Genomic DNA, 22,054 nt, shown 5'->3' with positions numbered 1-22,054 from the left:
TCAGGAGCCCGTCACGCCGGCGCGCTGCCGCGGTATTCCCGGCCCAGCGCATCCACCAGTTCGGCGACCGTCGGCACGGCGCGCACGCCGGACACCGAATGGCCCGCGCTCCAGATGTCGGTCCAGCGCTGGCTCGGCGCCGCGTTGGCGCCACCGCCGTAGCGTCTCCTCGCTTCTTCCACCGAGATGCTCTCGTCGAGCGCGGAGACATCGATGCCCAGCCTGCGCGCCGACGGCGCGAGAAAGCTGGCGGGCAAGCCGGTGAAGCCGCGCGTGAGCAGCACGTCGTCGATCGAACTGTCGACCAGCATCTGACGGTACTCCCCGCTCGCCAGGCTCTCCCGCGTGGCAATGAAGCGGGTGCCCATGATGCCGAGGTCGCAGCCGAGCGTCTTCGCGGCCCGCAGGGCCACGCCGTCCGACAGGCCGCCGGCCAGCACGATCGGGCCGTCGAACACGTCGCGGACCGCGCGCACGAAGGCGAAGGGGTTGGCCCAACCGGTGTGTCCGCCGGCACCCGCGGTGAGCAGCACCAGTCCGTCCACGCCCGACTCGATGGCGCGCACGGCATGGTGCAGCGAGGCCACGTCGGCGAAGACGCGGCAGCCGGCCTCGTGCAGGCGCGGCACCACGGCAGCGGGCGAGCCGACGCTGGTGATGACCATTTGCGCGCGGTGCCTGGCGATCAGCTCGACCTCGGCCATCACCCTGGCAGGGTCGCGCCGCATGATGAGGTTGGGGCAATAGGGCGCCGTGCGTGCCGGCGCGCCGGCGGCCTCGTCGTCCAGGCGGGCGAGCCAGGCGTCGAACTCATCGAGCGTCTGGCAGTTGGCTGTCGGAAAGGCGCCAATCACGCCGGCGGCGCAAGCGGCGGACACCAGTTCGATGCCGGAGACCCGCAGCATGGGCGCCGCGATGAGGGGCAGGGCCAGCCGGTCGAGGAAGGAAAGGGCGTGGGTCATGGCAGTGCAGTCGATGCGCTCAGGTGCGCCAGGGCGGCGCGTGTTTGCTGGATGAGTTCTTCCACGATCGCCGACAGCGGCTGTATGCGCGTGGCAAAGCCGATGGCCGGCCCGAGGGAGAGCATGCCGCTGTGCCAGTCGCCGCCGCCGTAGCAGCGTTCGCGCGCCACGCGGCTGTCGAGCAGGTCGCCGAATGCGGCGTGGTCGGCCGCGCCGGCGCGCTCGATCGCGTCGACCTGGAGGGCCGTGTCGTTGCGCAGCACACGCCAGGTGTTGCCCAGCGTGTGCAGCAGGCGCATGGTGCTGTGTTCGTCGCAGCCCAGCAGGTGCTGCTTGTAGGCGGCGTGGGCGGACACCTCCTCGCTCACGAGGAAGCGGCTGCCCATCAACACCCCGTCGGCCCCCAGCGCCAGGGCAGCGGCCAGCTGGGCGCCATGGCCGATGCCGCCGCCCAGGACCAGCGGCACATGGAACTGCTGGCGTGCCGTGGCCAGCGCGCCCATCAGCATGGTGGGCAGCTCGTTGGCACCGGGATGCCCGCCTTCCTCCATGCCCACCAGCGCCACCGCGTCGGCCCCGGCGGCCTGCGCGGCGAGGGCATGCCGCACGCTCGATGCCTTGTGAATCACCACGCCGCCGCCCGCGTGGATGGCCGGGATCAGCGCATCCGGCGCATGGCCGGCGGTCTCGAAGTGGCGCACGCCGTGGGCCAGCGCGATCTCCAGCGCGCGGTGCACGCCGGTGTTGGCTTGCGGGCGCGCCGACAGCGTGAGGTTGACGCCGTAGGGGCGACCCTCCGTCAGGTCGCTGCAGCGCCGCAGCTGGTCGCGCAGCGCATCCTCGCCGTCGAAGGAGCGTGGCGTGATGAAGCCCATGCACCCCGCGTTGGTCAGCGCGCCGACGTAGCGGGCGTCCGAGAGCCACATCAACCCGCCGCCGAGGATCGGGTAGGCGAGCCCGAAGAGCCGCGTCAGGCGGGTGGACAGCGGCGGCTGGCTCACAGCTGCTGCCGTGCGTTGTCCAGGGCCGGCGCATCGGCCAGCGCCGCCGGATCGACGCCTGCCAGCGGCACCGGAAAGCGCACCAGCGACAGCGCTTGCGTGCCGTTGAACAGGCCGCGCCCCGCGAACTGCGGCAAGGCGGCCAGCGCGCCGGGGGCCACCACCGGTGCCACGGGCAGGTCGCTGCGCGCCAGTGTCTCGAAGGCCTCCGCCGAATCGCGCTGCGCGAGCTGCTGCGCGATGCGCTCGTTGATGGCCTGCGCCTGCTTCTTGCGCGCACCCAGCGTCCGGCAGCCCTCGTTCGCGAAGTCGCCCATGTCCAGCACGCCGCAAAGGCGTGTCCAGAAGTGGTCTTCCAGCGCCGCGACGCTCAGGAACTGTCCGTCACGGCAACGGAAGCTGCCGTACGCGGGCTTGACCTGCGTGGCGGCGCGCTGGCTTTCGAGGCTGGTCGCGCCGTCCGCGCGGTAGGCGCCCAGGCGCGGGTTCATCCAGTGCAGCACGCAGTCGGCGAGCGCCACGTCCAGGTGCTGGCCCCGGCCCGTGCGGTCGCGCTGCAGCAGCGCCGCCAGCGTGGACGAGAGCGCATACATCGAGCCGCACAGGTCCGCCACCGGCAGGCCGAAGTTCTGCGTCGGCGGCCCGCCGGGCTCGCCCGAGACCGCCAGCGCCCCCGCCGCGGCCAGGTAGTTGATGTCGTGGCCGGGCAGATGAGCCCAGGGGCCATCCTGCCCATAGCCGCTGAGCGACACGTAGACCAGGCGCGGGAAGCTCTCGCGCAAGCTGGCGTAGTCCAGGCCCAGGCGCGCCATCACGCCGGGGCGGTAGGACTCCACCAGCACATCGGCCTGAGCCACCAGCTCGCGCACGCGGGCGCGCTGGGCCTCGTCCTTCAGGTCCACCAGCAGGCTGAGCTTGCCGCGGTTGACGGCTTCGAAGCCGCCCGGTCCCATGCGCCGCGCGTTGTCGCCGCCGGGCGGCCGCTCGATCTTGATGACGCGCGTACCCATCTGCGCCAGGTTCTGCGTGAAGAACGGTCCGGGCAGCAGTTCGCTGAAGTCGAGGACGGTGATGCCCGCGAGCGGGCCGGGGGCACTCATGCCACGCTCCTTTCGACGACCACCGCATCCAGCGGCAGCGCGCCCTCGCCCTCGGCGCCGACCCAGATCGGGTTGAGGTCCATCTCTTCGATGCGTTCGGCGTTGGCCATCACGAACTCGGACACGCCCATCAGCAAGCGTTCCAGTGCGGCAACATCGGCCACCGGCCGCCCGCGCGCGCCGGCGAGCACGGGGAAGCAGCGCATTTCGCGCACCATGGACGCGGCGTCGGCGGCGCTCAGCGGCAGCAGGCGGCGGGTGACATCGCGCAGGATTTCCACATAGACCCCGCCCAGGCCGAAGGTCATCACATGCCCGAACACCGGGTCGCGCGTCACGCCCGCCATCAGCTCGACGCCGCCGCTTGGCGCCATTTTCTCGATCAGCAGCCCGTCGATGGCGGCATCGGGCTTGTGATGCCTGGCCGAGGCCATGATGTCGTCCCATGCCAGTTCCACCTGCAGGCCATGCGAAATGCCGACCTTGACGCCGCCGATGTCCGACTTGTGCAGGATGTCGGGGCTGGCGATCTTCGCGACCACGGGGTAGCCCATGCCATCGGCCAGCAGGCGCGCCTCGGCCCGGGTGCGGGCCACGGCAACCGGCAGCAGCGGGATGCCGGCCTGCCCGAGCAGCGTCTTGGCTTCCAGTTCCGACAGGTTGCGAACGGCGAGCGCTGATGTCAGGGGCATGGAAGCGGGGCGACGGCGATCGGATGGACCTGCCATGCTGCGGTGCCGCTGGCCCCATTGCGTCCAACGCTTGATGGCGCTGATCGCCTTGCCGACCGAGCGCGGCGGCGCGAAGCCTGCCGCCACCAGCATGCGGTAGCCCTCGCCCAGCCGGTCGCTCATCCAGATCGGGACGATGGGACTTTGCACACGTGCCTGCGCGGCGATGATGGTCTGCGCCATGCGGATGGTGGTTTCGCCGTAGTCCAGCGCAATGGGCGCAATCACGCAGCCCAGGTTGGGATCCGCGGCGACTGCGCCCAGCGTGCTTTCGATCAGGTCGGCGTCGCTGAGCACGGCCGCTGTCGTGTCGACGGGGTTGTTGACCGCCGCATAGTCGGGCAGCTTGCTGCGAAGCAGCTCCGTGGTGTGCGGTGCGAACTCCGCCAGGGTCAGCCCCGCCAGTCCCACCGCGTCGGCGGTCAGGGCGGTGGTGCCGCCGGACGAGCAATAGACGCCGATCGCCTCGCGCTCGCTCGGCATGGCGCGCGCGAAAAGCCAGGCGGTGTCCACCAGTTCGTCGATGTCGTCCACCTCGATCACGCCGTACTGGCGGAACACCGCGCTGTTGACTTCGGCCGAGCCCGTCAGCGAAGCAGTGTGCGACTGCGCGGCGCGCTGGCCATACGCGGACTTGCCGACCTTCAGCGCGATGACCGGCTTGCCGTTGTCGGCGGCGCACTGGAGCGCGGCCAGGAAACGCGGGCCGTCCTTGATGCCTTCCAGCAAGGTCACGATCACCTTGATGTCCGGCGCGGTTGCCATGTATTGGATGAAGTCCGCCACCTGCAGGTCCACCTCGTTGCCGGTGGACGCCCACAGCCCGATGCCGATGCCGCGCTCCATGGCCTGCATCACGTTGCGGCCCAGTCCGCCGCCCTGCGTGGCCAGGCCGATCGGGCCCTTGACCAGGTCATGCGGAAAAGAGGGCGAGAAGGTCATGCCCAGGCGCTGGTTGACGTTGGTGAGGCCGGGGCAGTTGGGGCCGTAGATGCGCATGCCGGCCTGATCGGCGATTTCCTTGAGGCGGGCCTGCGCCCGCTCTCCCTCGGCGCCGGCTTCGCCGAAGCCGGAGGTGAGGATGATGGCGAACGGCACGCGCCTGGCCGCGCATTCCTCCATCACGGCAAGCACGCCCGATGCGGGCACCGCGATGACGGCGACGTCGGGCGTCTGCGGCAGCGACGCGACGCTGGGCCAGCAGCGCCGGCCGCGCAATTCGGCCTTGGTCGGATTGACCAGGTAGAGCTCGCCGTCGATCTGCGAATGGTCCAGCAGGTTGCTGAGGGTACGCCCGCCGATGCTCTGTGGCCGATCGGACGCCCCGACCAGGGCGATGGAGCGTGGATGGATGAGGCGCGACAGGTCGGTGCTGAAGGTCGGATGGGTCATGCTGTGCAACTCCGGCGACGTTCAGGCAATGGCGGAGATGCCCAGGATCTCGCGCCCGACGATCAAGGTCTGCACTTCGGTCGTGCCTTCCGGGATGGTGCCGCCGCGGGTGTCGCGGAAAATCCGCTCGATCGGGTAGTCCGTGGCGTAGCCCAGGCCACCGTGCACCTGCAAGGCCATGCTGGCCACTTCGTGAGCGGCCTCGGTGGCGTAGAGCTTGGCGATCGACGCGGCGGTTCGTGCGCCGCTGCCGGAGTCCAGCGCGGCGGCCGCGCGCAGGCCCAGCGCCCGCGCGGCTTCGACGCGGATCGTCATGTCGACGATCAGTTTCTGCACCAGCTGGAAGCTGCCGATGGGCTTGCCGAACTGCGTGCGCGTGCGCGCGTAGTCGATGGAAAGATCGAGCGCCGACTGCGCGGCGCCCACGGCACCCATGGCGATGTTCACGCGCGCGCTGTCCAGCCCGATCAGCATCTTCTTGAGTGCGCCGCCTTCCTCGCCCAGCAGGTTCTCCCTGGGCACCTTGACGTTGTCGAAGCCCAGTTCCGCCGTGCCCGTGCTGCGCAGGACCATGGTGTCCACGCGGCGCATTTCGTAGGGCGACACGTCGCGCTCCACGAGGAACGTGGAGAGCTGGCCCTGGCAGTCCGGGCTGAAGGTGCGCGCCACGACGATGCCGAAATCGCCGAAGGCGCCGTTCGTGATCCACAGCTTGCGGCCGTTGAGCACGTAGTGGTCGCCCTGCAGGTCCGCGCGGGTCTGCACCTGCGCGATGTTGGAGCCCGTGCCGGGCTCGCTGATGGCGCTGAAGCAGCGGCGCTCGTTGGCCAGCAGGGGCTGCAGGAAGCGCTCCTTCTGCGCGGGCGTGGCTTCGGCCGCGAGCTTGTTGATCGCCGCGTTGGTGATGTTGAGCATCGTGCGCAGGGACAGCCATGCGTAGCCTGCCTCCTCCATCAGCATGGCCCAGGTGAGCTGGTCCAGGCCCATGCCGCCTTCCTCTTCCGCCAGCCGGCCGCCCAGGTAGCCGAACTCCGCCAGGGGCTTGAGCAGCTCGAAGGGGAAGGTGCGCTCCTGGTCGTGGCGGGCAACGACGGGTGCGACTTCGCTCTTCATGAAGCGGCGGATGCTGTCGCGCAGCATGGTTTGTTCTGCAGTCTGGGTGTACACGGGGTCTCCTGGTTTTTGAAGGTGAAGTTGAGCGGCGCTCAAGGCTCGTCGGGAGGCGGGGCCTTGGTGCCGCGGCGGGAAGATTTGGAAGAAGAAGAGGAGGAGGCAGGCGACGACACCGGCTGCTGCTCCCGGAAGACGACGGCCTTGACCTCCTGCAGCGCCTCGATGCAGCGCTCGCGCTGGTCGCGCATGCGGTGGGTCAGGCCGGCCACCGACAGGGCCAGGGTCTCGCCGCCGATCTGGCCGGCCACCGCCACGGCGGTCAGGCCTTCGCTGCCTTCGTTCTCGACCCAGATCCAGCCCTGTTCGCGCGCGCGCGCCACCTGCGCCTCCAGCTCGGACAGGTCGGTGATCGTTCCGGAGGCCAGCGAGCGCAGCGGCTTCAGCCGCAACTGGCGCGCCGCTTCTTCGGGCGTGCCGATCGCGAGGATCGCCTTGCCCAGCGCGGAGACGTGCAGCGCCAGCTTGTCGCCCACGTGCTGCATGTAGCGCAGCGCATGGCGGCCCTCGCTCAGCGCGATGACTTTCACGACGCCGCTCTCCAGCCTGCCGCACAGCCCGGTCTCGCCGGTGCGGTCGCGCAGCAGTTCGCACGCCTCGGCACCCACGGCGTAGAGCGGGTCGCTTGCCGAGATTTCCTTGGCCACCGTCAACAGGCGCGCGGTTGGATAGAAGCGCCGGCTGCGCGCGGTGCGCAGCAGATAGCCCAACTCGTGCAGCGTGTGCAGCAGGTCGGAGCAACTGCTCTCGGGCAGGTCCATGAGCCGGGCCAGGTCCGAGTTAGACAGCTCGCGCTTTTCTCGCGCAAAGACTTCGAGCAGGGTCATCGTGCGGGTGGCCGCAGGAACGATGGTGGGCATGAATCCTCCGATAGGTCGTAGAAGTTGTCGATCATAGCGACGACATTCCCGACTTTCACGGAGTTTCCATCCTGGGCGGCGATCAAAAAAGTCAGAAAACACGGTTGTCAAACAACGAAGGGTTGAAGTAGTCTACGTCCATTCGTAGAAAAAACACAAACGAATCGAATTCCAAAACCAGGAGACAACCTTGAAAACCTTCCTCAAAGCCATTGCCGCTCTCGGCTGCGCACTTCTTCTTTCCGCCCCCGGGCACGCCGCCAGCGAGGCCGACGGCTGGCCGTCCAGGCCGCTGACCTTCGTCGTGCCGTTCCCGCCCGGAGGCATCACCGACAACACCTCGCGCCTGCTGGCGCAGAAGCTCGGCGAGAAGCTCGGGCAGCCCGTGGTCGTGGAAAACCGGCCCGGCGCGGGCGGCTCGATCGGGGTGGACTCCGCGGCGCGGCAGCCGGCAGACGGCTACACCCTGATCTACGGCACCCAGGGCACGCACGCCGCCAACCTGGCGCTCTACAAGAACGTGCGCTACGACCCGGTCAAGGACTTCACCGCCGTGCACGGCATGTCGGAGTCGCCGCTGATCCTGGTCATCAATCCGAACAAGCCGTTCAAGACGGTGCCCGAGCTGGTGGAGTACGCCAAGAAGAACCCCGGCAAGCTCAACTTCGGCTCGGCGGGCGCGGGCACGGCCACGCACCTGACGGCGGAGCTCTTCCAGACGACCGCGGGCATCCGGATGACGCACGTGCCCTACAAGGGCAGCAGCCCCGCGTTGACCGACCTGATCGCCGGCAACCTCGACCTCGCCTTCGACTACGCAGCCGTGGTGCTGCCCTTCGTGCAGTCGGGCAAGCTGAAGGCGCTGGCGGTCACCGGCAAGTCGCGGCTGTCCAGCGCGCCCGACCTGCCGACCGTGGGCGAACTGGGCTATCCCGGCGCTGCGTCGAGCGCGTGGGGCGCGATGTTCGTCTCGTCGAAGACGCCGGCGCCCATCGTCAAGCGCCTTGCCGACGCCATGGCCGAAGCCATCGTGAATCCAGAGCTGCTGGCCGCCACCGAGAAGTTCGGCAGCGTGCCGATGCGCGGCATGCGCGGCGAGAAGCTGGACGCTTTCGTCAAGTCGGAAATGACGCGCTGGCGCGACGTGGTGCAGAGCTCCGGCGCCAAGCTGGAGTAGCCACGCGCTGCCCGCCCCCCGCCTTTTTGCAAAACCAGGAAACCAGTTCCATGACCAATGAATTGCGTGGCCTTCAGCCACAGCATCCAACGCTCTACCAGCTCGCGCCCGACGGTGCGTCGCTGGAGTTCCTCTTCGCGCAATGCCCGGCCTGCGGGAAGCTCGTCTTCCCCGCCAACGTGCCCGGCTGCAGCCATTGCGGCGACCCGCTGAGCAACGCCGGGAAGGTCGCGCGACCAGGCGGCGGCAAGCTGCTGGAGTTCGTGACGCTGCACGTGCCGCTGCTGCCCGGCATGGAGGTGCCGCGCATTGCGGCGGACATCCTCATCGAGGACGGAATCATCGAAGAGGGCGTGATGGCCGGATCGGACGAGTCGTGCCTGCAGGTCGGCATGGCGCTTCGCGCCGTCGCCGTTGCGTTGCCCGGCGGAGAGACTTTTGCATGCCGCTTCGTGCCGGCCGAAGGAGCGGCGCGATGAGCAACTGGATCGACGACAACGACGGCGTGTACGTGGCCGGCATCGGCATGCATGCGTACCAGTTCCCGAGCGACACGCCCTACACGCACCTGGGGCTCGCCGCAGTGCGGGGCGCGCTGGCAGACGCGGGCCTGGCGTGGCCGCAGGTCCAGAGCGCCTATGTCGGAACCACGTCCATCGGCATGGCCGCGGGGCGCGTGATGTTCCGGCACCTCGGCGCCACGGGGCTGGCGGTCACGCAGGTCGAGAACGCGTCCGCATCGGGGTCGTTCGCGTTCCGCCAGGCATGCATGGAGGTGGCGCGCGGCGTGAGCGACGTGGTGCTGGCCGTCGGCGTGGACAAGCACGGGGACGGCCGGCGCGCAGCCGACAAGGAAGGGTTGGCAAGGCTGAGCGACACCGCCACGGTGCCCGCCGTGAAGTTCGCCATGATGGCGCGCACCTACCTGAGGGAGCGTGGCGCCGACGCGCAGGCGATGGCCAAGGTCGCCGTCAAGAACCATGGCAATGCCTCGCGCAATCCGTATGCGCAGTTCCGCAAGCCGCGCACCCTCGAGCAGGTGCTCGGCTCGCCGCGCGTGGCGGGGGATCTGACGGTCCAGCAATGCTGCCCGCGCGGCGAAGGCGCGGCCGCCGCGATCCTGGTGTCGGGCCGCGCGCTGCGCCGCCTGGGCCTGGATGCCGCTCGCTGTGTGCGCGTGCGCGCCTCGGCAGCGTGCAGCGAGACGCCGGAAACCAGCTACGGCGCCGCCGCCGTCGACCTGGTGCGCGCCAGCGCAGGCGCCGCGCTTGCGCAGGCGGCCATTCCCGCGTCACGCCTGGATCTGCTGGAACTGCATGACGCCTTCTCGGTGGAAGAGTTGCTCTACAGCGAGGCCGTGGGTGTCTGCGAGCCGGGCGAGGGCGCGGCCTTCCTGCAGCGCGGCGACTCGCAGATCGGCGGGCGCTGCGCGATCAATGCGTCGGGCGGCCTGATCGGCATGGGGCATCCGCTGGGGCCCACCGGCATCGGCCAGATTGCGGAAATCACCCGGCAGCTTCGCGGTGAAGCCAGCGGACGGCAGCACGAGGGCGCCAACTGGGGCATGGCCCACATGATCGGCCTGGGATCCGTCGCGATCGCGCACGTGCTCTCGCGCGGCACCGCCTGAACGAAATGGAGACACCCATGACCGACAACACGCATCCTGACCGCGTCGAGCTCCCGACGCTGGACTACGCCGTCCACGGCCACGTGGCCGTCGTGACGCTCAACCGGCCCGATCGCATGAACACGCTCGGCGGAACGATGAAACCGGACCTCGCGCGCGCGTTCTTCGAACTGGCGCGCGCGGATGCGCGCGTGCGCGCGGTGGTGCTCACCGGCGCCGGCGAGCGCGCGTTCTGCGCGGGTGCCGACATCAAGGAGCGCGCGGACCATCAGATCTGCGCGACCGACTTCTTCGTCGCGCAGAAGGCCACGCACGACCTGTTCCGCGGCATCGAGGAGTTCGAGAAGCCCACCATCGCGGCGATCAACGGGGTGGCACTCGGCGGCGGGCTGGAGCTTGCGCTGTGCTGCGACATCCGGATCGCGGCGGACCATGCCCGCCTGGGGCTTCCCGAAGTCCGCCTGGGCGTCATTCCCGCGGCCGGTGGCACGCAGCGGCTGCCGCGTCTGATCGGCGAGGCGCGCGCCAAGGCGCTGATGCTGACGGCCGAACAGATCGATGCGGCTCGCGCGCTGGACTACGGGCTGGTCACCCAGGTGATGCCGGGCGCCGAACTGATGTCCGGCGCCCTCGCGCTGGCGCGGCAGATCGGCGAGATGCCGCCGCTGGCCGTGCGCTTCGTCAAGCGAGCGGTCAACCGCGGCATGCAGACCGACCTGGACAGCGGCCTCGAGTACGAGCGCTATGCCGCGGCCCTCCTGGTGGACAGCGAAGACCGCAAGGAGGGCATGCGGGCCTTCGTCGAGAAGCGAAAGCCAGTGTTCCAGGGCCGCTGAGCGCCGCCCGCATCTTCATTCATCCAACAGCAAGGAAAGTACACATGAAACTCGGTTTGGAATCCCAGGTGGCCCTGGTGACCGGAGGCGGGCAGGGCGTCGGACGCCAGATCTGCATCGAGCTCGCCCGCGAAGGCGCGCGCGTGGTCGTCAACGACCTGTTTGCCGAGCGCGCACAGGCCGTTGCGCGCGAGATCGAGAGCGAGGGAGGCCAAGCGCTGGCCGCGCCCGCGGACATCACGCAGGCCGATCAGGTGCAAGGCATGGTGGACGCCGCGCTCCGGCATTTCGATGCGCCCGTGCAGATCCTGGTGAACAACGCAGGCATCATTCCCGAGCGGCGCGAAAAGGGAGGGCGCACACCGGCCTTCGTCGACATGCCCGTGGCCGATTGGGCCAAGATCGTCAATCTCAACGTCTACGGCACCTTCCACTGCTGCCATGCGGTGCTGCCCGGCATGGTGGCGGCCAGGCGCGGACGCATCGTCAACATCATCTCGGAGGCGGGCCGGATCGGGGAAGCCAACATGGCCGTCTACTCCGGCGCCAAGGCCGCGATTGCCGGCTTCGCCAAGGCACTGGCGCGCGAACACGGTCGCCATGCGATCACCGTCAATTCCATCGCGCTGGGTGCGGTGTCGCATGAAGGCATCAAGGACGGCCCGCTGCACATCGACGCGACGCCGCAGAACAACGAACTGCTCGCCAAGATGGTGAACATCTATCCGATCTCCAAGGGCGTCGGGCGGCTGTCCAGGCCGCAGGACGTGTCTGGCCTGGTGGCGTTTCTCGCGTCCGACCGGGCGCTGTTCATCACGGGCCAGACCGTCGGAGCGTCGGGCGGCTTCGCGATGATCTGACGCACCAGCGCGGTCTCAGTGCGCCCGCACCGCGGCCGATGCCGCGGCACGCAGGCCGAGCAGGTAGCTGTCCACGCCGAAGCCGCAGATCTGTCCCTTCACGATCTCGGCGAACACCGAGTGATGGCGAAACGTCTCGCGCGCATGGATGTTCGACATGTGCAACTCGACGACCGGCACGGTGAGGATCGCCAGCGCATCGCGAATGCCGTAGCTGTAGTGCGTCCAGGCACCGGCGTTGATGAGCACCGCGTCCACGCCCTCGGTGAAGGCGCGATGGATGCGCTCGCACATCGCGCCTTCGCAATTGGTCTGGAAGCTCTCGACCTCGGTGCCGAGCTCCTTGCCGAGTGCCTGCAGTTGCGCGTCGATCTCGGCCAGCGTCACCGTGCCGTACTGCTTCGGGTCGCGCTTGCCGAACATGTCGTGGTTGATGCCGTGCAGCATGAGGATCTTCATGGGGTCGTCTCCAGGTCGTCGGTTCAGACCAGGGGAATGGTCATGCGGTCGATGAGGCTGCGCGTGTCGGGCCGCACGCCGCGCCACCACAGGAAGGCTTCCGCCGCCTGTTCCACCAGCATGCCGACGCCGTCGGCCAGCTCCGGCACGCCGGCGTTCTGCGCCAGGCGCAGGAAGGGCGTCAGGCCCTTGCCGTAGGCGAGCTCGTAGGCGAGCTTCGCGCCCTGCAGCGCCTGTGCGGGCAGGGGCGGCAGTTCGGCCCGGAGGCTGGCGGAGGTGCCGTTGATGACGATGTCGAAGCGCTCGCCCGCCAGATCGCCGTAGCCGCAGCCTTGCACGCGGCCATGCCCGGCAAACTGTTTCGCGAGATCGACGGCCTTGGCCTGCGCGCGGTTCGCCAGCACCACCACGCCCGGTTGTTGCGCCAGGAACGGCTGCAGTGCGCCACGCACCGCGCCGCCCGCGCCGAGCACCAGCATGCGCGCGCCCTCGAGCGGAAAGCCCAGGTTGCACTGGATGTCGTTGGTCAGGCCCACGCCGTCGAAGTTGTCGGCAAGGATGCGTTCGCCTTCGAACTTCAGCGCGTTGGTGGCGCCGGCGAGCTCGGCGCGTTCGAGCCGCTCGGTGGCCAGTGCGAAGGCCTGCAGCTTGAAGGGGGCCGTGACGTTCATTCCGCGCCCGCCTGCCTTGCGGAATGCGTGCACGTCGTCGGCGAAGCGCTCCAGCGAGCCTTCGATCGCGCTGTAGTCGATGTCCTGGCCGGTCGCCTGCGCGAAGCTGCCATGGATCATCGGCGACTTGGTGTGTCCTATCGGGTTGCCGATCACGGCGTACTTGTCGGTCATGGCTGTTTCCTTACTTGCTGTAGAGCACGCCGTCGGCCTGCATGTCGGCGATCTGCGCGGCATCGAAGCCGAGGCTCGCCGCGATCTCCGCGTTGTGCTCGCCCAGCTCGGGGGCCACCTGCGTGATCGAGGTGTCGCAACCCGACATGTGGAAGGGCAGGTTTGGCAGGCGGATTTTTCCGAGCACCGGATGCTCCTGCTCGACCACCATGCCGCGCGCATGGATCTGCGGATCGGCCAGCACTTCGTCGATGCGCTGGACCTTGGCGGCCGGCACGTCGATGCCGTCCAGCAGCTTCAGCACCTGCGCGACCGGCCGCGCCGCCACCCACGGCTTCACCACGTCAAGAATTTCCGTGCGATGGGCATTGCGCCCGGCCGACGCGTGCAGCCGCGTGTCGCTGCCGAAACCCGCGGGGCCGCCGTTCTGCTCGACCAGCGCGGCAAAGCGCTTCCAGGCGTCGTCCACCTGCGCGGCGATCACGAGATCGCCGTCCTGCGCGCGGAACACGCCGTAGAGCGTGGAATTGGGCATGTCGTGCCCGGTCTGCACCGGCACCTCCTGGCCATTGGAGAGCGTGTAGCACTGCACCGCGTACTCGTGCATCGACACCAGCGTGTCGTACAGCGCCATGTCGATGTGCTGCCCGCGGCCGGACTTCACGCGCCCCAGCAGCGCGGCGTTGATTGCGGCGACAGCGTGGATGCCGGTGTACATGTCGCCCAGCGAGATGCGCAGCAGCGGCGGCGCTTCGCCCGGATTGCCGACCATCTGCATGATGCCGCTCTTGGCCTCCGCGATGAGGCCGAAGCCCGCGCGGTGCGCGTCGGGGCCGGTGTGGCCGTAGGCCGAGATCGAGCAGTACACCAGGCCGGGGTTGGTCTCGGCGAGTTCGGCATAGCCCAGGCCCAGCTTGTCGAGCGCGCCGGGGCGGTAGTTCTCGACGAATACGTCGGCGCTGTCGACCAGCTTCTTCATCAGCGCCCGGCCGCGTGGGTCCTTCGTGTTCACGCTGAGGCCCTTCTTGCCCATGTTCTGCTGCAGGAAATAGCCGCTGTGTTCGCCGACGAACCACGCATGCTGGCGCCCCGCGTCGCCCGTGCCGGGACGCTCGACCTTGATGACTTCCGCACCGAGCGCGGCAAGGCAGCGCCCGACATAGGGACCGGCCAGGAAGTGGCTGTAGTCGATGACGCGCAGGCCGGCCAGCGGCAGCGCCTGTTTCGGTGACGCGCTCATGCCGGCTTCCTCGGCACCATCACGCGGTGCTCGCCCTTTTGCACGACCTCGTCGCGCTGGTTGATGAGTTCGGACGGCAGCACGAGGATGCCCCAGCCCGGCTTGCTCGCCGATTCGCGCTTGCTGCCGACGTGGAATTTCACGCGCACCGTGTCGCCGAGCTTGATGGGGGCCACGAAGCGCCATTCCCAGCCGAGCGACATGCCCGGCATGAAGCGCATGTCGCTCTTCGTCTTGAGCCCGTCGGCCACCGACAGGCCGAACAGCCCGTGCGCCACGCGGGTGCCGAAGGGCGTGGTGCGCGCATAGGCTTCGTCGGTGTGAACGGGGGTGTGGTCGCCGGTGAGGTCGGCATACGCCATCACGCGCGCCTCCGTCACTTCATAGGGCGGGCTGATGCATTCCTGGCCGACGACGGCGTCGTCCCAGTATTTGTCTTCGATGGTCAAGGCGCTCATGGTGTGTGTCTCTCTCTGTATGGGTGGCGGGTCGTCAGGCGCGGGGATCGATGGCGAGCACGCGCGCCACGGCGCCGGCGCTGGCCTGGATGAACTCGACGGCCAGGCCGTCCGGCAGGCGCAGCCAGTTGCGGCCCTGCGGCATTTCGGTCACGCCGAAGGCCTGCGCGGCGGCGAGTGCGGCTTCGAGGTCTTCGCACATCACCCCCAGATGGCCGAGGCGGCCTTCAGGCCCTGCGTAGTCCGGCTTGGCCATGAATTGCAGGCCGCCGAGGGTCCAGTACTGCACCGGCTCTTCGAGCGTGCCCTGTACTTCGCGCATCGTCATGCCGCAGACGTCGTGGAAGAACCTGATGTGCCAGTGGATGTCCTTCACCCAGATGGCGACGTGCTCCACATAGGCGCGCGGCGTGCTCATTTCGCCTCCAGCCGGCGTTCGATGCCCTTGATGGCCGCAACCAGCGTCTGGTTGACCGGCGTCGGCACGTCATGCTGCAGCCCGCCGCGCACCACCGCGCCGTTGATGAAGTCGATCTCGGTGATGGAGCCTTTCTCCAGGCTCTGCAGCATCGAGGTCTTGAATTCGTAGGGCAGGCCTTCGGCGGCCATGACCCATGCATCGCGCGGCGACTGGATCGACAGCTTCACGCCGCTGGCCCGCGCGACGGCCATGGCCTCGGCCACCGCGGCGACGGCCGTGGCCTCGATCTCGGGCACCGCGTAGAGGCTGCCGTACACCTGGCCCGTGATGCCGCTGAGCGCGCCGGTCGAGACATTGATGAGCAGCTTGTCCCACATCACGCCCAGGATGTTGTCGCTGACCTCGCAGGGGAGTGCGGCGCGCTCGAATTCGGCGGCGATGGCCCTGGCGCGTTCGCTCACGCTGCCGTCGAGTTCGCCGATCACCGTGCGCTTGCCGCGCGTGCCGGCAATGACGCTGCCCGGGCCGAGCAGAACGCCGCCGACGTAGGTCTTGCCGGCCAGCACGTGCGCGCGGCCGGCGACGTCGGCCAGGATCTCCTCGTGGCCCATGCCGTTCTGCAGCGACATCAGCGCGGTGCCGGGGCCGACGATCGACAGCGCGCCTTCGATGGCCGAGCGCGTGTGAAAGGACTTGACCAGCACGATCACCAGGTCAGCCGGCGGCAGGCCCTCGACGCTGTTCGCCGCGCGCACCGTGACCCGGCGTTCCGAGTCGCCTTCCTTCATGAGGAGACCGTCGCGGTTGATGGCGTCGACGTGCGCCTGGAAAGGATCGATGAGCGTGACGTCCGACCCGCCGGCGGCGAGCGTGCCGCCGATGGCGCAGCCGAGCGCGCCAGCGCCCATGAAATAGATCTTCATGCCTGTCTCCACTAGGAATATCTCGAAGGAATGCGCTGAAGATAGGTTGCGAGCAACATCTCGTCCATGACATGGGACGAATGGTCTACATTCCGTTTTGAAATGAACGCCGACGACGACAACCTCGATGCGGGCACGGGCCTGCTCAGCCTCAAGCTGCTGCGCCTGTTCGACTTGATCTACACCACGCAGAGCGTGACGCGCGCGGCCGACCAGCTCGGCCAGAGCCAGCCGACGGTGAGCAACTGGCTGGGCCGGCTGCGCCGGCACCTGGGCGACGAGCTGTTCGTGCGCACCGCGGCGGGCATGCAGCCCACGCCGCGTGCGGACGAGCTGATCGTTCCGGCGCGCGAGGCACTGGCGGCGCTGCGCCGCGTGGCCGCGCCGCAGGAAGTGTTCGATCCGTCGAGTGCGACGCGGCGCTTTCGCATCTGCATGACCGATGCCAGCCACATCACGCTGCTGCCGCAACTGCTGGCCCATGTGCGCGCCGTGGGCCCGGGCATTCGCCTGGAGGCCGCGCGCATCGACGAGCAGACCGGGCAGGCGCTGCAGTCCGGCCAGGCCGACCTTGCGATCGGACTGGTGCCATGGCTCGAATCAGGCTTCTACCAACAGGTGCTCTATCCGCAGGATTGGGTGTGCCTGGTGAATGCACGGCATCCGCGCGTCGGCGCCAAGGGCATGGGCCTGCGCGACTACAAGGCCGAGGCGCACATCGGCATCGTCGGCGGCACGGGCGTGCAGTTGCTGGAGGCGGCGCTGCTTCGGCACCGTGTGGCGCGCCGCATCCTGCTGGAGCTGCCAGGCTTCCTGGGCCTGGCCGCCATCGTCTCGACCACCGACCTCGTGGCCACCGTGCCCCGCCAGATCGGCGAGACGCTGGCCCGCTCCAACGGGCTCGCGGTGTTCGATTGCCCGGTGCCGGTGCCGCCCTTCACCGTCAAGCAGCACTGGCATGCGCGCTACAACCAGGACCCCGCGAACCGCTGGCTGCGCGGCCTGTGCGAGGGGCTCTTTGCCAGGAAATCGAAAGCGCGCGGCTAGCCTGATGCTCTGCGGCGATGGGTGGCCCCGTGCCAGGGCGTGCGAATCAAACGAACCTCGGCTCCTGCAGCACCAGGTCATGGCGAACGGCCTGGGCCAGGGCGAGAAGCGACGGTCCCAGCTCGCGCGCGATCTCGGCGATCGACTCGCGTGTCGAGAGGCTCACATTCAATGCGTAGACCGCGCCTTCGACTTCCAGCGGCGTGGCCAGGGCAACCACTTCAGGCTGCCAGGCCGCGGCGCAAAAACCTCTTTCCTGCACATCGGCGCATGCCTGCCTGATCTCGGCCTGAATGCCCTTCCAGTGCAGGCGGCGTCGTGAAAGAAGCTGCATCAGCTGGGCCCGGGGACGCGGCGCGAGCGCGGCCAGGTACGCACGGCCGAGCGAAGTGAGTTCCATCGGCACGCGCTGGCCGGAGACCACGTGGCGCAGCGCCGCGCGCCTGGCGTACCGGATGGACTCCAGGTAGACCATCTCTTCCCGGTCGGGCGCGGCCAGCCCCACGTTGATGTGGCGCTTCCTGGCCAGCTCCAGCATGCGCGGAGCCGCTGCCTGCAAGACCCGCGACGCGGTTCGCATCGCATGGGAAAGGCTCAGGACCCCGGGCGCCAGCCGGTAGGCGCGCTCGGCCTTGTCGAGCTGCAGCATGCCGGTGCCGACGAGCGTCTGCGCGAGCCTGCTCACCGTGGCTTTGGAGAGGCCTGTGCGCTCGGCCAGTTCGCCATTGCCCAGCAGCTCCGAGCCGGGACGAAACGCGCGAAGGATCTCGATCCCCCGTTCCAGCGAGCGGTTCGCGGGCGATCGACCGGGCTTGTGGTCGAGGAAGAAGCGGGCTTGATCGGTCATGGCGTGGGCTGCGGGGTCTTGCGGAGAGCGAATCATCATAGGGAAATTCCAATCAATGGAATTGGCATCCCCGGATTCGATCACTTGCTCCTAAAGTCCGCGCAACCCATCCGCGGCGTAGCCAAGAACGTTCGCGAGCACAAAGGGATTCAACACTTGGTTCTGGAGACATCAGATCATGGCTGTTCATTGCATGCGCCGACTGCGCGCGCTTTTCTTCCTCTTCATGGGTCTTGCGGCCTTCGGCGCGGCATTCGCGTATCCAGACAAACCGATCCGGTTCGTCGTGCCCTTCGCTCCGGGCGGGGGCACCGACCTGATCGCCCGCACGCTGGGCGCGGAGATGTCCAAGGATCTCGGACAACCCGTCATCGTCGACAACAAGCCGGGCGCGGGAACGCTGATCGGCACGGACAACGTGGCCAAGAGCGCGCCTGACGGCTACAGCGTCGTGGTCGCCTCGTTCGCCCATGCCGTCAACCCTGCACTGCAGCCCAAGCTTCCCTACGGCAGCAACAAGGCTTTCGCGCCTGTCCTTCTTATCGGTCGCGGACCCAACGTGCTGGTGGTGCGCCCCGACAGCCCCTACAAGTCCGTGGCCGACCTGCTCGCCGCCGCGAAGGCCAACCCGGGCAAGCTGACCTATGCGTCGCAAGGCGCGGGCACCTCCGCCCACCTGGCCGGCGAGATGCTCGCCAACCTCGCGAAGGTCAAGCTCACGCACATTCCCTACCGGGGCGCAGGGCCCGCGCTGACCGATCTGCTGGGCGGCCAGGTCGACATGATGTTCGCCACCGCGGCGGCGGTGTCCAACTTCGTCGACGGCGGCAAGCTGCGCGCGCTGGGCGTGACCACGGCCGAGCCCTCGCCGGCATTCAAGGGCGTGCCGGCCATCGCCGCCAGCGTGCCGGGCTATCTGGTGGAGAGCTGGTACGGCCTGTACGTGCCGGCCGGCACGCCGCCCGCAGTCATCGAGCGCCTCAACGCCGCCGGCCGCAAGGCCGCCCGTGCACCCGACTTCGTGCGGAAGATCGAGCACGAAGGGCTGGCCATCAACGCCGGGCCGCCGGCGGAGCTCGACAGCTACGTCCGGGCCGAAGAAGAACGCTGGGCGCGCGTCATCAAGGAAAACGGCATCAAGGCCGATTGAACGGCGGCCATCGACCGCCCAGGAAAAAGCACATGACATACACCCTCATCGAGTTTCAGGTGACGGACGCCATCGCGACCGTGACATTCAACCGCCCCGACAAGCGCAACGCCATGAGCGACGACATGCGCACGGAATTCATCGACGTGCTGGAGCACGTGGCGGCGGACAAGGCCATCAGGGCCATGGTGCTGACCGGTGCGGGCAAGGGCTTCTGCGCCGGCGGGGACATCAGCGGAATGCAGAAGCGCATGAACGCACCGGCAGGCGAGGTCGGCTTCAACGGCTGGCATCGCCAGCAGCGCGTGCACCATGTGCAGGCCTTGCTGCACACCATGCCCAAGCCGGTGATCGCGGCGGTCAACGGGGCCGCCTCCGGGCTGGGGGCGGACACCGCGATGGCCTGCGACTTCATCATCGCCAGCGAGTGGGCCAGCTTTGCCTGGAGCTATGTGCTGCGCGGCATCATTCCCGATGGCGGCGGCATGTACTTCCTGCCGCGCCGCGTGGGCCTGCCGAAGGCCAAGGAGCTGATCTTCACCGGCCGCCAGGTCAAGGTGGAAGAAGCCCTTGCGCTGGGCATCGTCGACCGCAAGACGAGCGCCGCGACCTTGCTGGCCGACGCCCAGGCGTGGGCTGCCGAACTGTCGTCCGTGTCTTCCACTGCGCTCGCGCTGACCAAGACCATCCTCAACCAGAGTTTCGAGCTGACCTCGCACGACGTGTTCGCGCAGGGCAGCCAGGCGCAGGGCATCTGCTACACCAGCAGCGAGCACCGCGCGTCGGTCGAAGCGTTCCTGGCCAAGACGGCCGCGAAGGATTGACCCCATGAACGACGCCATCGCCAAGCTGCTGTCGCCACGCAGCGTCGCCGTCATCGGTGCCTCGGCAGACCCGAAGAAAACCACCGGCCGGCCCGTCGCCTACCTGCAGAAGCACGGCTTCTCCGGGCGCATCCTGCCGGTGAACCCGAAGGTCGAGCGCATCGGCGAGCTGCCGTGCTACCCCGACATCGCCTCGCTGCCCGAAGTGCCCGACGTCGCCGTCGTGCTGTTGGGCGCCGAGCGTGCGCACCTGGCCGTGAAGGAGCTGTCGCAGCGCGGTTGCGCCGCCGCCATCGTGCTGGCCAGCGGCTACACCGAAACCGGCGAGGAGGGTGCGCGGCGCCAGCAGCAGCTGGTGGAGGCAGCAGGGACGATGCGCATCCTGGGCCCCAACACCATCGGGCTCGTCAACCTCACGGACAACATCGTCCTGTCGCCGTCCGGTGCGCTGGAGATGGACGAGTTCCAGGCCGGCGGCATCGGCGTGGTCTCGCAGAGCGGGGGCATCCTGGGCTCGCTGCTGTCGCGCGCCGCGGCGCGCGGCATCGGCCTGTCGAAGCTGATCTCCACGAGCAACGAGGTCGACCTGGAACTGGCCGACTTCATCGACCATCTGGCCGACGACCCCGCCACCAAGGTGATTGCGCTGTACGTCGAAACCGTGCGCGACCCCGCGAAGTTCCGTGCGGCCTGCCTGAAGGCCGCACGCCTGGGCAAGCCGGTCGTTGCCTTCAAGATCGGCCGCTCGGAGGCGGGCGCGAAGGCCGCCGTGTCGCACACCGGTGCCATGGCGGGTGCCGACAGCGTGTACGACGCGCTGTTCAGGCAGGTCGGCGTGATCCGGGCGCAGAGTTTCTCGGATCTGCTGGACATTCCCGTGGCGCTGTCCACGGGCCGCAGGCTGCGCGGCGGGCGCGTCGCCATCCTCACCTCCACGGGCGGCGCCGGCACGCTGGTGTCGGACGACCTGGGCGTGGCGGGCTTCGATACGCCCGCGCCCGACGAGGCCACCGCCAATGCACTGCGCGCGCTGCAGAGCGGCAGCGAGGCCGTGCTCGACCGCAACCCCATCGACGTGACGCTCGCGGGCCTGCGCCCCGACCTGCTGCGCGGCGCCATCAACGCGCTGCTGGCGAGCCCGAGCTACGACGCGCTGGTGATCATCGTCGGCTCCTCCAGCCTGGCCATGCCCGAGCTGCTGGCCGGCGCCATCCAGGAATGCCTGCCGAACTCCGACAAGCCGGTGATGGCCTACGTGAGCCCGCATGCGCCCGAAGTGGGCGCACTGCTCACGCGGCGCGGCGTGCCGGCCTTCACCGCCGCCGAGAGCTGCACCGCCGCGCTGGCCGGCATGCTGCGCGTGCAGCGCTTCATGGCGCCTGCACAAGACGACGCGGCGCTGCCGCCGGTCGAGGCCTGCGACTTTCCCTCCGGCTCGCTCGACGAGGCAAAGGCCAAGCAGCTGTTCGCGCGCTTCGGCGTGCCCTGCGCCTCGGAACGCGTGGTCGCTTCGCCGGCCGAGGCCGAAGCCGCCGCGCGCGAGCTGGGTGGGCGCGTCGTGCTCAAGATCCTGTCGTCCGAGATCACGCACAAGAGCGACGTGGGCGGCGTTGCGGTCGGCTTGGACGGCGACACCATCGGCGAGCGCATCGGCCGCATGGCGGCCGAGGTGAAGGCCCGCACCGGCGTGCATCCGCAGCACTTTCTCGTGCAGGAGATGGTTGCGGGCGGCACGGAGCTGATCCTGGGCATGCACCGCGATGCGCTGGGCACGGCCATCCTGCTGGGCATGGGCGGCGTGACGGCGGAGCTCTTCAAGGACACCTCCATGCGGCTGCTCGCGCAGGACGCACAGGGCCTGAAGCCGCTCGGCCGGACCGAGGCGCTGTCCATGGCGCGCGATCTCAAGACCTGGCCGCTGCTGGACGGGTTCCGTGGGCGGCCCAAGGCCGACGTCGAGGCCTTGGTCGACGCGATCGTCGCTTTCTCGAGGATGGCGGCGCAGCTTGGCGAGCGCCTGGTCGAGGCCGAGATCAATCCCGTCTTCGTGCTGCCGCAGGGGCAGGGCGTGCGCGCCGCCGACGGCGTCGTCGTGCTGGCCTGAGCGACAGGTCTGGTTCT

The 22,054-nt window shown here is 68.8% G+C and carries 22 protein-coding genes; 9 read left to right on the top strand and 13 right to left on the bottom strand.

Translation table 11 applies throughout. From position 1 onward, the window contains the following. Positions 1 to 11 precede the first annotated feature (11 nt). The 6 genes from C4F17_RS28730 to C4F17_RS28705 all read right to left on the bottom strand — a co-directional run bounded on the left by C4F17_RS28730 (position 12) and on the right by C4F17_RS28705 (position 7,216). Positions 12 to 962, bottom strand: coding sequence for an NAD(P)H-dependent flavin oxidoreductase (locus tag C4F17_RS28730; protein ID WP_081270991.1), 951 nt, complete (start codon positions 960 to 962; stop codon positions 12 to 14). Then, positions 959 to 1,963 carry an NAD(P)H-dependent flavin oxidoreductase gene (locus C4F17_RS28725; protein ID WP_106937892.1) on the bottom strand — a complete coding sequence of 335 codons (1,005 nt, stop codon included), beginning with the start codon at positions 1,961 to 1,963 and terminating at the stop codon, positions 959 to 961. The genes C4F17_RS28730 and C4F17_RS28725 overlap by 4 nt, the downstream gene beginning before the upstream one ends. Beyond that, positions 1,960 to 3,063 (bottom strand): CaiB/BaiF CoA transferase family protein, encoded by a 1,104-nt coding sequence (locus C4F17_RS28720; protein WP_106937891.1) that lies wholly within the window; start codon positions 3,061 to 3,063, stop codon positions 1,960 to 1,962. The genes C4F17_RS28725 and C4F17_RS28720 overlap by 4 nt, the downstream gene beginning before the upstream one ends. Next, on the bottom strand, positions 3,060 to 5,186 hold the full coding sequence (locus tag C4F17_RS28715) for an acetate--CoA ligase family protein (protein WP_106937890.1): 2,127 nt from the start codon (positions 5,184 to 5,186) through the stop codon (positions 3,060 to 3,062). The genes C4F17_RS28720 and C4F17_RS28715 overlap by 4 nt, the downstream gene beginning before the upstream one ends. A 21-nt stretch (positions 5,187 to 5,207) precedes the next feature. Continuing rightward, positions 5,208 to 6,326 (bottom strand): acyl-CoA dehydrogenase family protein, encoded by a 1,119-nt coding sequence (locus C4F17_RS28710; protein WP_081271077.1) that lies wholly within the window; start codon positions 6,324 to 6,326, stop codon positions 5,208 to 5,210. Positions 6,327 to 6,391: 65 nt separating this feature from the next. Beyond that, complete coding sequence (locus C4F17_RS28705) at positions 6,392 to 7,216, bottom strand: IclR family transcriptional regulator (protein WP_106937889.1); 825 nt, start codon at positions 7,214 to 7,216, stop codon at positions 6,392 to 6,394. A 190-nt stretch (positions 7,217 to 7,406) separates the two neighbouring features. Between C4F17_RS28705 and C4F17_RS28700 the strand changes: the two genes are divergently transcribed. The 5 genes from C4F17_RS28700 to C4F17_RS28680 are packed head-to-tail and all read left to right on the top strand — an operon-like array spanning position 7,407 to position 11,719. After that, complete coding sequence (locus tag C4F17_RS28700; RefSeq protein WP_106937888.1) at positions 7,407 to 8,393, top strand: Bug family tripartite tricarboxylate transporter substrate binding protein; 987 nt, start codon at positions 7,407 to 7,409, stop codon at positions 8,391 to 8,393. A 50-nt stretch (positions 8,394 to 8,443) separates the two neighbouring features. Further along, complete coding sequence (locus C4F17_RS28695; protein WP_106937887.1) at positions 8,444 to 8,872, top strand: Zn-ribbon domain-containing OB-fold protein; 429 nt, start codon at positions 8,444 to 8,446, stop codon at positions 8,870 to 8,872. Continuing rightward, positions 8,869 to 10,023 (top strand): thiolase family protein, encoded by a 1,155-nt coding sequence (locus C4F17_RS28690; RefSeq protein ID WP_106937886.1) that lies wholly within the window; start codon positions 8,869 to 8,871, stop codon positions 10,021 to 10,023. The genes C4F17_RS28695 and C4F17_RS28690 overlap by 4 nt, the downstream gene beginning before the upstream one ends. A gap of 17 nt (positions 10,024 to 10,040) precedes the next feature. Next, on the top strand, positions 10,041 to 10,859 hold the full coding sequence (locus C4F17_RS28685) for an enoyl-CoA hydratase/isomerase family protein (RefSeq protein ID WP_234383122.1): 819 nt from the start codon (positions 10,041 to 10,043) through the stop codon (positions 10,857 to 10,859). A gap of 44 nt (positions 10,860 to 10,903) precedes the next feature. Then, the gene (locus tag C4F17_RS28680; RefSeq protein WP_106937885.1) at positions 10,904 to 11,719 is read left to right on the top strand and encodes an SDR family NAD(P)-dependent oxidoreductase; all 816 of its coding nucleotides are present in this window, start codon (positions 10,904 to 10,906) and stop codon (positions 11,717 to 11,719) included. A gap of 15 nt (positions 11,720 to 11,734) precedes the next feature. On the opposite strand, the gene aroQ is transcribed toward C4F17_RS28680, so the two are convergent. The 6 genes from aroQ to C4F17_RS28650 are packed head-to-tail and all read right to left on the bottom strand — an operon-like array spanning position 11,735 to position 16,065. Further along, a complete protein-coding gene (gene aroQ / locus C4F17_RS28675; RefSeq protein WP_081270982.1) occupies positions 11,735 to 12,178 on the bottom strand; it encodes a type II 3-dehydroquinate dehydratase in 444 nt (147 codons plus the stop codon). A 23-nt stretch (positions 12,179 to 12,201) separates the two neighbouring features. Continuing rightward, positions 12,202 to 13,023, bottom strand: a complete 822-nt coding sequence (gene aroE / locus C4F17_RS28670; protein ID WP_106937884.1) for a shikimate dehydrogenase — start codon at positions 13,021 to 13,023, stop codon at positions 12,202 to 12,204. Positions 13,024 to 13,033: 10 nt separating this feature from the next. Beyond that, a complete protein-coding gene (locus C4F17_RS28665; RefSeq protein WP_081270980.1) occupies positions 13,034 to 14,263 on the bottom strand; it encodes a CaiB/BaiF CoA transferase family protein in 1,230 nt (409 codons plus the stop codon). Then, a complete protein-coding gene (locus C4F17_RS28660) occupies positions 14,260 to 14,712 on the bottom strand; it encodes a MaoC family dehydratase (protein ID WP_081271075.1) in 453 nt (150 codons plus the stop codon). Before C4F17_RS28660 ends, C4F17_RS28665 begins: the two co-directional genes overlap by 4 nt. Before the next feature lie 43 nt (positions 14,713 to 14,755). After that, positions 14,756 to 15,139 (bottom strand): VOC family protein, encoded by a 384-nt coding sequence (locus tag C4F17_RS28655; protein WP_081270979.1) that lies wholly within the window; start codon positions 15,137 to 15,139, stop codon positions 14,756 to 14,758. Beyond that, positions 15,136 to 16,065, bottom strand: a complete 930-nt coding sequence (locus C4F17_RS28650) for a ketopantoate reductase family protein (protein WP_106937883.1) — start codon at positions 16,063 to 16,065, stop codon at positions 15,136 to 15,138. Before C4F17_RS28650 ends, C4F17_RS28655 begins: the two co-directional genes overlap by 4 nt. Positions 16,066 to 16,167: 102 nt before the next feature. On the opposite strand from C4F17_RS28650, the gene C4F17_RS28645 reads away from it, so the two are divergent. Continuing rightward, positions 16,168 to 17,112 carry a LysR family transcriptional regulator gene (locus tag C4F17_RS28645; protein WP_106937882.1) on the top strand — a complete coding sequence of 315 codons (945 nt, stop codon included), beginning with the start codon at positions 16,168 to 16,170 and terminating at the stop codon, positions 17,110 to 17,112. 46 nt (positions 17,113 to 17,158) lie between these two features. On the opposite strand, the gene C4F17_RS28640 is transcribed toward C4F17_RS28645, so the two are convergent. Continuing rightward, complete coding sequence (locus tag C4F17_RS28640; RefSeq protein ID WP_106937881.1) at positions 17,159 to 17,959, bottom strand: IclR family transcriptional regulator; 801 nt, start codon at positions 17,957 to 17,959, stop codon at positions 17,159 to 17,161. 193 nt (positions 17,960 to 18,152) lie between these two features. On the opposite strand from C4F17_RS28640, the gene C4F17_RS28635 reads away from it, so the two are divergent. From C4F17_RS28635 to C4F17_RS28625, 3 genes are read left to right on the top strand one after another with little or no spacing between them, the layout of a single operon-like run. Further along, positions 18,153 to 19,109 (top strand): tripartite tricarboxylate transporter substrate binding protein, encoded by a 957-nt coding sequence (locus tag C4F17_RS28635; protein WP_442805207.1) that lies wholly within the window; start codon positions 18,153 to 18,155, stop codon positions 19,107 to 19,109. A 32-nt stretch (positions 19,110 to 19,141) separates the two neighbouring features. Next, complete coding sequence (locus tag C4F17_RS28630; RefSeq protein WP_106937880.1) at positions 19,142 to 19,933, top strand: enoyl-CoA hydratase/isomerase family protein; 792 nt, start codon at positions 19,142 to 19,144, stop codon at positions 19,931 to 19,933. 4 nt (positions 19,934 to 19,937) lie between these two features. Beyond that, positions 19,938 to 22,037: an acetate--CoA ligase family protein gene (locus C4F17_RS28625; RefSeq protein ID WP_106937879.1), complete on the top strand. Its 2,100-nt coding sequence runs from the start codon at positions 19,938 to 19,940 to the stop codon at positions 22,035 to 22,037. The last annotated feature ends 17 nt before the right edge of the window (positions 22,038 to 22,054 follow it).

The sequence above is a fragment of the Variovorax sp. PMC12 genome, from assembly GCF_003019815.1.
GTDB lineage: Bacteria > Pseudomonadota > Gammaproteobacteria > Burkholderiales > Burkholderiaceae_C > Variovorax.
This window is presented reverse-complemented; position numbering and strand designations above follow the sequence as displayed.

Bases quoted from the DNA above. Each gene is read 5' to 3' on its own strand.
- C4F17_RS28730 (WP_081270991.1), bottom strand. From the start codon at position 962: ATGACCCACGCCCTTTCCTTCCTCGACCGGCTGGCCCTGCCCCTCATC.
- C4F17_RS28720 (WP_106937891.1), bottom strand. From the start codon at position 3,063: ATGAGTGCCCCCGGCCCGCTCGCGGGCATCACCGTCCTCGACTTCAGC.
- C4F17_RS28715 (WP_106937890.1), bottom strand. From the start codon at position 5,186: ATGACCCATCCGACCTTCAGCACCGACCTGTCGCGCCTCATCCATCCA.
- C4F17_RS28710 (WP_081271077.1), bottom strand. From the start codon at position 6,326: ATGCTGCGCGACAGCATCCGCCGCTTCATGAAGAGCGAAGTCGCACCC.
- C4F17_RS28705 (WP_106937889.1), bottom strand. From the start codon at position 7,216: ATGCCCACCATCGTTCCTGCGGCCACCCGCACGATGACCCTGCTCGAA.
- C4F17_RS28695 (WP_106937887.1), top strand. From the start codon at position 8,444: ATGACCAATGAATTGCGTGGCCTTCAGCCACAGCATCCAACGCTCTAC.
- C4F17_RS28690 (WP_106937886.1), top strand. From the start codon at position 8,869: ATGAGCAACTGGATCGACGACAACGACGGCGTGTACGTGGCCGGCATC.
- C4F17_RS28685 (WP_234383122.1), top strand. From the start codon at position 10,041: ATGACCGACAACACGCATCCTGACCGCGTCGAGCTCCCGACGCTGGAC.
- C4F17_RS28680 (WP_106937885.1), top strand. From the start codon at position 10,904: ATGAAACTCGGTTTGGAATCCCAGGTGGCCCTGGTGACCGGAGGCGGG.
- aroQ (WP_081270982.1), bottom strand. From the start codon at position 12,178: ATGAAGATCCTCATGCTGCACGGCATCAACCACGACATGTTCGGCAAG.
- aroE (WP_106937884.1), bottom strand. From the start codon at position 13,023: ATGACCGACAAGTACGCCGTGATCGGCAACCCGATAGGACACACCAAG.
- C4F17_RS28665 (WP_081270980.1), bottom strand. From the start codon at position 14,263: ATGAGCGCGTCACCGAAACAGGCGCTGCCGCTGGCCGGCCTGCGCGTC.
- C4F17_RS28655 (WP_081270979.1), bottom strand. From the start codon at position 15,139: ATGAGCACGCCGCGCGCCTATGTGGAGCACGTCGCCATCTGGGTGAAG.
- C4F17_RS28650 (WP_106937883.1), bottom strand. From the start codon at position 16,065: ATGAAGATCTATTTCATGGGCGCTGGCGCGCTCGGCTGCGCCATCGGC.
- C4F17_RS28645 (WP_106937882.1), top strand. From the start codon at position 16,168: ATGAACGCCGACGACGACAACCTCGATGCGGGCACGGGCCTGCTCAGC.
- C4F17_RS28640 (WP_106937881.1), bottom strand. From the start codon at position 17,959: ATGACCGATCAAGCCCGCTTCTTCCTCGACCACAAGCCCGGTCGATCG.
- C4F17_RS28635 (WP_442805207.1), top strand. From the start codon at position 18,153: ATGCGCCGACTGCGCGCGCTTTTCTTCCTCTTCATGGGTCTTGCGGCC.
- C4F17_RS28630 (WP_106937880.1), top strand. From the start codon at position 19,142: ATGACATACACCCTCATCGAGTTTCAGGTGACGGACGCCATCGCGACC.
- C4F17_RS28625 (WP_106937879.1), top strand. From the start codon at position 19,938: ATGAACGACGCCATCGCCAAGCTGCTGTCGCCACGCAGCGTCGCCGTC.